Below are 9,557 nucleotides of genomic sequence, written 5' to 3' on the forward strand. Positions count from 1 at the left end.
AACGTGTCCCGATCCATGCCCGCCTCCCGCGTTCGGTATCCTTCATGATACCAAATCCGGGAATGCATAGCGAACGCTATTTGAGCCAAAATTTAAGTGTGTCATCCCACGTGAGCGAAGCGAGACGAGGGATCTCGAGAGGCCGGCTTCGACAGCGCGGACCGTGCCGTCACCCGCCCCCACCCGCCGCATGCGTGTTCAGCAGGTCTCATTTTGGCCGCGTGGCCTCTGGAAACCGCCGGGAGTCCCGGGTGCGACCTTACCTCCCTCCCCTGGATAGGGGAGGGCCGGGGTGGGGTTGAAAAAAGCGCGTGGGGTTGATGCGGGACGCGGGATCCGTGTGGACATCGCCTCGCCCCCCTCCCAACCTCCCCCCGGCGGGGGGAGGGGAACAGTCCAGCGCCGGGTGCAGCGGTGTTCTGCCTCCATCCCGAGAATTGCTGGTGCGTGTTGACGCGCCGCCCACCGTGGCACACGATCCGGCCATGTCCACACCCGCCTCGTCGGCCGCGTCCCGCGCGGTCCCGCCCGCGCTGCCCTGGATCATGTGGGGCCTGGGCGCGCTGTTCTACTGCTACGGCTTTTTCCAGCGCACCGCGCCCAGCGTGATGGTGGACGAGCTGATGCGCGAGTTCGCCGTCGGCGCCGCCATCACCGGCACGCTGTCGGGGCTGTACTTCTACACCTACGCCGGGCTCCAGATCCCCGTGGGGCTGATCCTGGACCGCTTCGGGCCGCGCCGCGTGCTGGCGGTGGCCTGCGCCCTGGCCGGAGCCGGCAGCCTGCTGTTCGCCCTGTCCGAGTCGCTGATGGGGGCCTATGCCGGCCGCCTGATGATCGGCGGCGCGGTGGCCTTCACCTGGGTGGGCGCGCTGCTCATCATCACCCGCTGGCTGCCGCCCGAGCGCTTCGCCATGATGTCCGGGCTCACCCTGGCCTGCGGCATGGCGGGCGGCGTGGGCGGACAGGCGCCGCTGGCGCTGCTGATCGAGCAGATCGGCTGGCGCGGCGCTTTGGGCGTGGCCGCCGCCCTCGCCCTCGTGCTGGCGGGACTGATCGCGCTGATCGTGCGCGACACCGGCCCCTATTCGCCGCCGGCCCCGACCCCCGATGCCGGGCCGCGCCCCTCGCTGCGGGCCGGGCTGGCCCGCGTGCTGCGCAACCCGCAGACCTACGTGGTCGGCGTCTATGCGGCCGCCCTCACCTCGCCCATGCTGTCGTTCGCGGGCCTGTGGGGCGTGCCCTACCTGCAGCGGGTCCACGGGGTGGATCGCGAGCTGGCGGCGCTGGCCACCTCGGGCATGATGATCGGCTGGGGCATCGGCGCGCCCCTGATGGGCTGGCTGTCGGACCGCCTGCGCCGCCGCCGCGTGGTCATGCTGATCGCCGCGTCGGGCTCGCTGGTCACCCTCGCCGCCGCGCTCTACGCCCCCGGGCTGCCGTTCGCCGCCGTGGCGGCGCTGATGCTGGTCAACGGCGTGGTCGCCGGCGGCATGGTGCTGTGCTTCGCCGTCGGGCGCGAGCACAACCCGCTGTGGGCCGCCGGCGCGGCGCTGGGCGTCGTCAACATGCTGGCCATGGCCGCCGGCGCGATCTTCCAGCCCCTGCTGGGCTGGTTGCTGGATCGCGCCTGGGACGGCACCATGGAGGCGGGGCGTCCGGTCTATTCGGTCGAGGCGTTCCAGTCCGCCATGTGGGTGCTGGTGCTGATGCAGGGTGTCGCGCTGGCGGCCGCGCTGCTGGCCCGCGAAACCCGGTGCGAGCAGCAAGACACGACCACCCGACCCGGACCCCCTGCCTGATGGATGCCAGAGTTTCCGATCTCCCGGGCGGCAACGCGCCCCCCACGCCCGACGCCGACGAGGCCGCGACCGACGGAGACGCCCCCATGCTCTCCGCCATGCTGTGGACCATGACCCCGCCGCCGGGCGGCGCGGACGGTGCCCCGCCGGACGCGGCCCTGCTGCGCCCGCACATCTCGGAGAACGAGTGGGCGCGCGTGGCCACGTTCCGGGACCCCTTCCACGCCTGGTCCAGCGCGGCCACCCGCGCGCTGCTGCGCGCCATGCTCAGCCGCTACCACGGCGCGGACCCGATGGCCTGGCACTTCCTGACCGAGCCGGGCGGGCGCCCGCATGTGGACATGACCCGCCTGCCGCACGCGGTCACGGCCGAGACCCGACCGCGCTTCAGCCTCAGTCACACCCACGGGCTGGCGGCCTGCATGGTCAGTCTGGGACCCTGGCCGGATGGCGCCGAACTGGGCGTGGACGCCGAGTGGCGGCACCGCCCGGCCCTGTCCGCCGGCCGGCTGGCGCGGCGGTTCTTCCATCCGGACGAGTTCGCCGCCGTCTCGGCCCGGCCGCAGGGACCGGCGCGCCACGACCTGTTCCTGACCCTGTGGACCCGCAAGGAGGCGGTGTTGAAGGCGCTCGGCCTGGGCATCGCCAACCATCTGGCGTGCTATGCCTGCACGGGCGAGCCCGCGCGGGTGACGGGGGACCCGGCCATGATCGGCGCGGGCCGGGACTGGCACCTGGAGAGCGGCGACCCCACACCCGACCACCGCCTGTCGTGGGCGATCCGGCTGGACCCGGGCCAGGGCGCCGCGACGGAGGACGAGTCCGCCAGCCCGGGAGTCGTGGTGCGGCATCGGCATCTGGCGGGGTGGAACGCGCCCCCCTGACGGTGCGGCCTCCCCTTGAGCGCGGTCCCGTACGCACCAGGCCGGAGGGGGCTTGCCGCCCCGCCCGGCATCACCGACACCAACACCGACACCCCGACGCAAGACATGCCGCATGCCGGCCGACGGAAAGGGTCATCCTTTTCGATGGGGTGGCCGGCCCTCACCGGCACCCGGTCCTTTATTCCCCCTGCGCGGGGGTGTGAGCGCGACCCCGCTTGGCCGAACCCGCAGCCGTCTCGCGAAACGCGCCCTTGAGCAGCGTGGCATCCTCGCGCGCCCGCGCGGCCTTGGGGTCCGCCGGCACCGCCCCATTGGTGGCGGCCCGCCGCCGGGAGCGGCCGCTCTCGATCAGGCCCATGACCAGGCTCATCAGCGCCGGAATGATGATGAGCGTCAGCAGCGCCGACATGGCCAGCCCGCCCAGCACCACGGTGCCCAGGCCCCGGTACAGCTCGGAGCCCGCACCCGGGAACAGCACCAGCGGCGCCATGCCCATGATGCTGGTCAGCGTGGACATGAAGATCGGCCGGATGCGGTTGGCGGTGGCCTGCCGGATGGCGTCGCCGGGGCTCAAACCGTCCTGGCGCAGGCCGTACAGCGTCTGGTCCACCAGCAGGATGGCGTTGTTGACCACGATCCCGACCAGGATGACGAAGCCCATCATGGTCAGCATGTCCAGCGGCTGATAGCTCACGGTGTTGAGCAGGCCCAGCGCCAGCACCGCGCCGGCCGAGGCCAGCGGCACGGTGATCATGATGACCAGCGGGTAGAAGAAGTTCTCGAACAGCACGGCCATCACCAGATAGACGATGGCCAGCGCGAGCAGCAATTGCCAGACCATGGCGTCCCACGCCTCGGTCAGCTTGTCGGCGGTGCCCGACAGGGACAGCGAGACCTCGGGCGGAATGCCCTCGGCCTCCAGCGGCGCGATCACCTCGTCCTGGATGATCTCCATCGCCCGTTCCAGCGCGATGGCCTGGCTCGGGCGGATCTGCAGGGTCACGGTCCGCACCCGCTCCAGGTGGCGGATCTGGGTCGGGCCGGCGGTCACCACCACCTCGCCCAGCGCGGCCACGGGCAGAATCGTGCCCGACTCGGTCACGACGGGAAGATTGCCGATGCCCTGGGTGCGATCCACGTGGCCCGCGTTGCCGGCCAGGGTCAGGTCGATGCGCTCGCCGCCGATGGTGATCTCGTCCACCCGCAGGCCGTCGTTGAAGGCGTCCACCGTCTGGCCGAAGGTCAGCACCGACACGCCGTTGTCGGCCAGCCGCACCAGATCGGGGATGACGCGCACCTCGGGCGCGCCCAGTTCCAGGCCGGGCTGCGGGCGCATCTGGTTGCCCTCTTCGCGCGGCAGGGCCTCGCCCACCTTGCCGGCGGCGCGCAGGGCCACCCCAAGGATGGTTTCAAGGTCGGTCCCGGAGATGTCCAGGTTGACGGCCCGCGCGCCCCCCACCGAGCGCCCGAAGGGCGACGGCTGCGAGACGAAGCCGAAGGTCCCCGGCTCGGCGAACACGGGACCGCGCAGGATGGGGATCAGCTCGGCCGCGCGGGTCGGGTCCTCGGCGGCCGCGCCGACGAAGGCCCGGGTCTCCAGCGCCACGAAGAAGAAGTTGCTGATGGCCGGCGGCCCCTGTTCGGCGGCTTCGCCACCCCCGAACAGGCCCGCGATGCCGTCCACGAGCGGGGCGAAGGGGCCGCCCTCGTCCTTCGGCGCGCGCGCCGCCGGGTCCTCCAGGCCATGGCGCACCGCGCCTTCGCGCTCGGACCAGTGGGGGCGCACGGCGTCCTCGATGGACTGGCCGATGGCCGTGGTGGTGTCCAGGTTGTAGCCCGGCGGCGGCAGGATGATGCCGAAGACGAGGTTCCGGTTGCCCTCGGGCAGGTATTCCAGCTTGGGCAGATAGACCCACGAGGCCACGCCGGCCGCCGTGGTGATTCCGACCACGATCACCAGCGACAGCGCCTTGCTGCGCACCATCAGATCCGTCAGCCGCGTCATGAGCCAATGGAAGCCGCGCCCGAACTGGTCGATGCCGGGCAGCGGCACGCGCGGCGCCTGCCCCTTGCGGCGCGCCTTGCCGAGCAGACGGCGCGCCAGCGCGGGAATCACCGTGACCGCCACGATCAGCGACAGCATGACGGCCACCGAGATCGCCACCGCGATATCGCGGAAAAGCTGGCCGACCTCCTGCTCCATGGTCAGGATGGGAATGAACACCATGACCGTGGTCAGGGCGGACACCAGGATCGCCCCCCAGACCTGTTTCGCCCCGTGATAGGCGGCGGAGGCGCGGCTGTGGCCCTGCTCGCGCAGACGATAGATGTTCTCCAGCACCACGATGGCCGCATCCACCACCATGCCGACGGCGAAGGCGATGCCGGCGAGCGAGATCACGTTGAGCGACCGACCCATGGCCGCCATGCCCACGAAGGCCCCGATCACCGACACCGGAATGCCCAGCGAGATCACCACCGTGGGACCAAAGGACCGCAGGAACACCAGCAGCACGATGGCGGCCAGCGCGCCGCCGATGTAGATGTTGGAGATCACCAGATCGATGGCGGAGTCGATGTAGACGGTCTCGTCGTACACCTGCCCCAGATACAGCCCCTCCTGGGCCAACGCGCCGGTGTTCAGTTCCGCCACGGCCGCGCGCAGCCCGGCCATGGTCCCGATCACGTTGGCCCCGGTCTCGCGCACGGCGTTCAGGGCCAGGGCGCGTTCGCCGCGATAGCGGATGCGGGCCCCCTCTTCGGTATAGGCGAAGGCCACGTCGGCCACGTCGCCCAGGCTGACGCGGGCCAGCCCGCCCGGCCCGGTGCCCTCGGCGGAGCGCACCACGACCTTTTCCACGTCCTCGGGGGTCTCGAAGCGGCCTTCCACCCGCACCACGTAGCGGCGCTTGCCCTCGGCCACGTCGCCGGCGGACAGCGACACGTTGGCGGCCCGCAGCGCGTTCACCACCTGGGGGACGGTCAACTGATACTTGGACAGGCTGACCGGATCGACGGTCACCCGCAGTTCGCGTTCGCTGCCGCCGAAGTAGTTGATGCGGCTGATCCCGTCCACGCGCTCCAGGCGGTCGCGGACCACGTCGTCCACCAGATCGCCGAAGTGGTTCATGGGGGTCGTGTTGCCCTCGACCCGGCGCAGGGTGAACCAGGCGATGGGCTGGTCGTCGGAGCCGGAGGTCTCCAGCGTGGGTTCGTCGGCCTCCGAGGGGTAGTTGGAGACCTGATCGAGCCGGTTCGCCACCAGCAGCAGGGCGCGGTCCATGTTCTGGCCGGTGGTGAACTCCAGCGTCACCTCGGCCCGGCCCGTGCTGGACTCGCTGGTCATCTCCCGCACGCCTTCGAGGCCCTTGAGCGCCTCCTCCTGGCGGTTGACGATCTCGCGTTCCACCTCGGCCGGGGCGGCGCCCGGCCAGTTGGTGTTGACCGTAATGACCGGCTGGCGCACATCCGGGGTCATCTGGATGGGGATTTCCATCAGCGCGACGACGCCGAACATGACCACCATCAGCACGGCGGCGATGACGGCGGTGGGCCGGGCGATGGCCAGGCGGATGATGTCCATGGGACTGTGTCTCCGATCGCGCCCCGGGGCAGGGCGGGGGCGTCAGCCTTCGGGGCCGGTTTCGGGGCCGTTTTCGGGACCGCTGTCGGGACCACCGCTTCCGCCGCCCGCGCTGGGCGGCACGGTCGGGCGCACGGGCTGGCCGGGGCGCAGGCGCTCGTTGCCGCGCGTCACCACGGTATCCCCGGCCGACAGGCCGTCCAGGACCGTGAACGAATCGCCCACGGCCTGCCCCAGGGTGACGGGGCGGGGCTGGGCCACGCCGTCCACGACCACGAACACGGTGGACCCGGCGGGATTGCTGATGACCGCATCCTTGGGCACGGCCAGCACGGTCCGGTCCGGGCCCTCCGGAATGAACAGGGTCACGGTCTGGCCGGCGGCGAGGCCGGTCGCCTCGCCCACGCCGGCCGGGAGCCGGAAGCGCGCCGGGCGCGTGCGGGTGCGCGAGTCCTCCGCCGGAATGATGGCGCGGACGGTGGCCTCGGCCCGGACGGCGTCGTCCAGCCGCACCTCGATCACATCGCCCACGGTCAGGCCGGCAATCAGATCGAAGGGAACATCCGCCGCGACCTCAAGGTCTCGGTCGTTGAGCAGGCTGACCACCGGCGCCCCGGTGGAGACATAGGCGCCGACCTCGGTGTACCGCTCGGTCACCACGCCGGGATAGGGGGCCCGGATCGAGGCATCCCGCAGCGTCAGCTCCGCCAGCGCGAGGCGGCTTTCGGCGATGGTCAGCAAGGCCTGCGCCTCCGACACGGCGTGACTGGCGCCGGTGACCTCCTCGCTCTTGTCGTCGTAGCGGGCCTGGCTGAAGGCCGCCGAGCGGCGCAGGCTGGCGAGGCGCTGCAACTCCTGCTGGGCCAGGGCGAGGCGCGAGCGGGATTCCTCCAGCGCGGCCTGACGCTGCTGCACCTCCGAGCTGGCCAGGTCCACCTGAAGCGCGGCGGATTCCGTGTCCAGGCGGGCGAGCAGGGCGCGCTCCTCCACGCGGTCGCCCACGTCCACGAGGAAGGCCTCCACCGCGCCGCTGGCCTTGGCGGCGACATCGCCGGCGCGCCGGGCCACCAGACGCCCGATCACGGGCACGGTCTGGCGGGTGACGCGCTCACCGACCTCGGCCACGCCGACCGGCGTGGCGGGCGGTCCGCCGCCCCCCTGCTGGGCGAGGGCGGGGGCCGCCAGCGCCGCCGCGATACTCAGCGCCGCGCCGACAAGAGCCGCGCGGGCCGTGGACTGGGTGGGCATGGTGCCGTCTCTCCCCCTCGGGGCGGTGCGCGGCGCGATCTCCGCCGGCCACTGGGCGCCCTTGGTTTTTGCGTCACCCGCTTATACGCAGCCGTGACGCGATCGGGTCAATGGTCTTCGCCCGTCGGGCCCTGCGCGAGCAGCGTCATGACCCCGGGCGCGCCCAGGCCGGAGCGCGCGCCGATCACCGCCAGCGTTTCGCCGCCGGTGGCCTCGATGCCCGCATCCCGCAGCAGGGCCAGCGCCGCCGGCGCCTCCAGACCCAGGGCGGGGGCGGCCGTGCTCAGGGGCGCTTCGGCCATGGCGTGGAACACCGCCCCCGGGCTCACGCTGGCGGTGGAGCCGGTCAGGCCGGTGATGACGACCGAGGCCGCGAGGCTGACCCCGAGCGCCACCAGCGCCAGGCGGCGCTTGAGATAGGCCATGAACGGCCGCCAGTTCTTCACCAGGTGCCAGACCGCGACGGCCGAGAACACCAGGCTCAGCCACTCGTGCGAGAACCGGACCAGCCCGCCCTGCCAGTGCAGCAGAAGCATGACCCCGGTGACGGTGGACACGACGAACAGGACGATGGTGACCGGGGTGACGATGTCCCGGGTCATGGTCTTGGAGGCGCTCATGGTGAAGCCCTTTCCTGGTGGGGTGGCGGACAGGCGAGAGCCGGGCCGTGCAATCCGGCGCGGTGCGGCCTCAGATACCCCCCGGGGCGTCACGCCACGATGACGGGCCGGCCACCGCCCTGTGACAAAGTGTGACCGGGCGCGCGGGCCGGCTGGACAGGACGGCCGGACGGCACGGAAGGAGGGGTCTTCAGCGGGGCCTCTCGCAAAAAGGCGTTGCGGCCCCAGATGAGCCAGTGACAGAAAGGTGGGAAACACTGCGGGAGGAACCGGACGCATGGCCACGCTCTACGTGACCCATCACGCCTGCATCGACCATGACACCGGGGACTTCCACCCGGAATGCGGCGACCGCCTGCGCGCCGTACAGCGCATCCTGGAGGCCGAGGACTTCATGCTGCTGCACCGCCAGGACGCCCCGGCGGTGACCGACGAGCAGCTTCTGCGGGTCCATCCGCGCGACTATATCGACCGCATCTTCCGCACCATCCCCGAGGACGGGCACCGTCACCTGGACGGCGACACGCTGGTCTCGCCGGGTTCGGGCGAGGCGGCGCGCCGCTCGGCGGGCGGGGTGGTGGTCGCGGTGGACGCCATCCTGAGGGGCGAGGTCAACAACGCCTTCGTCGCCGGCCGGCCGCCGGGACACCACGCCGAGACCGCCCGCGCCATGGGCTTCTGCCTGTTCAACAACGTGGCCGTGGGGGCGCAGCACGCCCGCGCGGTCTATGGGCTGGAGCGGATCGCGGTGTTCGACTGGGACGTCCACCACGGCAACGGCACCCAGGACATTTTCCAGGCCGACCCGGGGCTGTTCTACGCCTCCACCCACGAGGCCGGAAACTACCCCAACACCGGCTTCCCGCAGGAACGCGGGGTCGCCGACAACATCGTGAACTGTCCGTTGCAGCCCGGGGCCACCGGCGACGCCTTCCGCGCCGCCGTGGACCAGACCATCGAGCCGGCCATGCGGGCCTTCCGCCCCCAACTGGTCATCATCTCCGCCGGCTTCGACGGCCACGCCCATGATCCGCTGTCGCACATGCGCCTTCAGGTGGCCGACTTCGTCTGGGCCACCCAGCGCATGATGGCGGTCGCCGACGACTGCTGCGAGGGCCGCCTTATCTCGGTGCTGGAGGGCGGCTACGACCTGCCGTCCCTGGCGGGCTGCGTCCATGCCCACGTCCGCACGCTGATGGGGGTGTAGGGCGGGTTCGCGCCGAAGGCGCAACCCGCCGCATCGCAACGCGCGCAGGTTAACATGACGGCGCTTTCCGCGCCGTCAGAGCACGCCTCGCGAGATCCCTCGTCTCGCTTCGCTCGCTCGGGATGACGAAATAATAGGCTCAGTTTGCGTTAGATATGCATGCTGGTTGTTTGGGCGAGATAAGTCCGGCGATGCATGCCAGGATTGCACGGG

At 71.4% G+C, this 9,557-nt stretch carries 6 protein-coding genes; 3 read left to right on the forward strand and 3 right to left on the reverse strand.

What is annotated here, in order from left to right; all coding sequences use genetic code 11:
• Positions 1 to 485 precede the first annotated feature (485 nt).
• Together GHC57_RS17960 and GHC57_RS17965 are read left to right on the forward strand one after the other, a co-directional pair.
• Positions 486 to 1,802: an MFS transporter gene (locus GHC57_RS17960; RefSeq protein ID WP_170294962.1), complete on the forward strand. Its 1,317-nt coding sequence runs from the start codon at positions 486 to 488 to the stop codon at positions 1,800 to 1,802.
• Positions 1,802 to 2,686 (forward strand): 4'-phosphopantetheinyl transferase family protein, encoded by an 885-nt coding sequence (locus GHC57_RS17965; protein ID WP_153346846.1) that lies wholly within the window; start codon positions 1,802 to 1,804, stop codon positions 2,684 to 2,686. Before GHC57_RS17960 ends, GHC57_RS17965 begins: the two co-directional genes overlap by 1 nt.
• Positions 2,687 to 2,864: 178 nt before the next feature.
• Here GHC57_RS17965 and GHC57_RS17970 read toward each other — a convergent pair whose 3' ends face one another.
• The 3 genes from GHC57_RS17970 to GHC57_RS17980 all read right to left on the reverse strand — a co-directional run bounded on the left by GHC57_RS17970 (position 2,865) and on the right by GHC57_RS17980 (position 8,137).
• The gene (locus tag GHC57_RS17970) at positions 2,865 to 6,269 is read right to left on the reverse strand and encodes an efflux RND transporter permease subunit (protein ID WP_153346848.1); all 3,405 of its coding nucleotides are present in this window, start codon (positions 6,267 to 6,269) and stop codon (positions 2,865 to 2,867) included.
• Positions 6,270 to 6,311: 42 nt separating this feature from the next.
• Positions 6,312 to 7,517, reverse strand: coding sequence for an efflux RND transporter periplasmic adaptor subunit (locus GHC57_RS17975; RefSeq protein WP_153346850.1), 1,206 nt, complete (start codon positions 7,515 to 7,517; stop codon positions 6,312 to 6,314).
• Positions 7,518 to 7,624: 107 nt separating this feature from the next.
• The gene (locus GHC57_RS17980) at positions 7,625 to 8,137 is read right to left on the reverse strand and encodes a DUF4405 domain-containing protein (protein ID WP_153346852.1); all 513 of its coding nucleotides are present in this window, start codon (positions 8,135 to 8,137) and stop codon (positions 7,625 to 7,627) included.
• A 277-nt stretch (positions 8,138 to 8,414) separates the two neighbouring features.
• Between GHC57_RS17980 and GHC57_RS17985 the strand changes: the two genes are divergently transcribed.
• Complete coding sequence (locus tag GHC57_RS17985) at positions 8,415 to 9,344, forward strand: histone deacetylase family protein (protein ID WP_153346854.1); 930 nt, start codon at positions 8,415 to 8,417, stop codon at positions 9,342 to 9,344.
• Positions 9,345 to 9,557: the final 213 nt, after the last annotated feature.

Origin of the sequence: Roseospira navarrensis (assembly GCF_009601025.1) — a bacterium.
Taxonomy (GTDB): domain Bacteria; phylum Pseudomonadota; class Alphaproteobacteria; order Rhodospirillales; family Rhodospirillaceae; genus Rhodospira; species Rhodospira navarrensis.

Excerpts from the sequence above, each read along its gene's own strand:
- GHC57_RS17960 (WP_170294962.1), top strand. The coding sequence starts at position 486 with ATGTCCACACCCGCCTCGTCGGCCGCGTCCCGCGCGGTCCCGCCCGCG.
- GHC57_RS17965 (WP_153346846.1), top strand. The coding sequence starts at position 1,802 with ATGGATGCCAGAGTTTCCGATCTCCCGGGCGGCAACGCGCCCCCCACG.
- GHC57_RS17970 (WP_153346848.1), bottom strand. The coding sequence starts at position 6,269 with ATGGACATCATCCGCCTGGCCATCGCCCGGCCCACCGCCGTCATCGCC.
- GHC57_RS17975 (WP_153346850.1), bottom strand. The coding sequence starts at position 7,517 with ATGCCCACCCAGTCCACGGCCCGCGCGGCTCTTGTCGGCGCGGCGCTG.
- GHC57_RS17980 (WP_153346852.1), bottom strand. The coding sequence starts at position 8,137 with ATGAGCGCCTCCAAGACCATGACCCGGGACATCGTCACCCCGGTCACC.
- GHC57_RS17985 (WP_153346854.1), top strand. The coding sequence starts at position 8,415 with ATGGCCACGCTCTACGTGACCCATCACGCCTGCATCGACCATGACACC.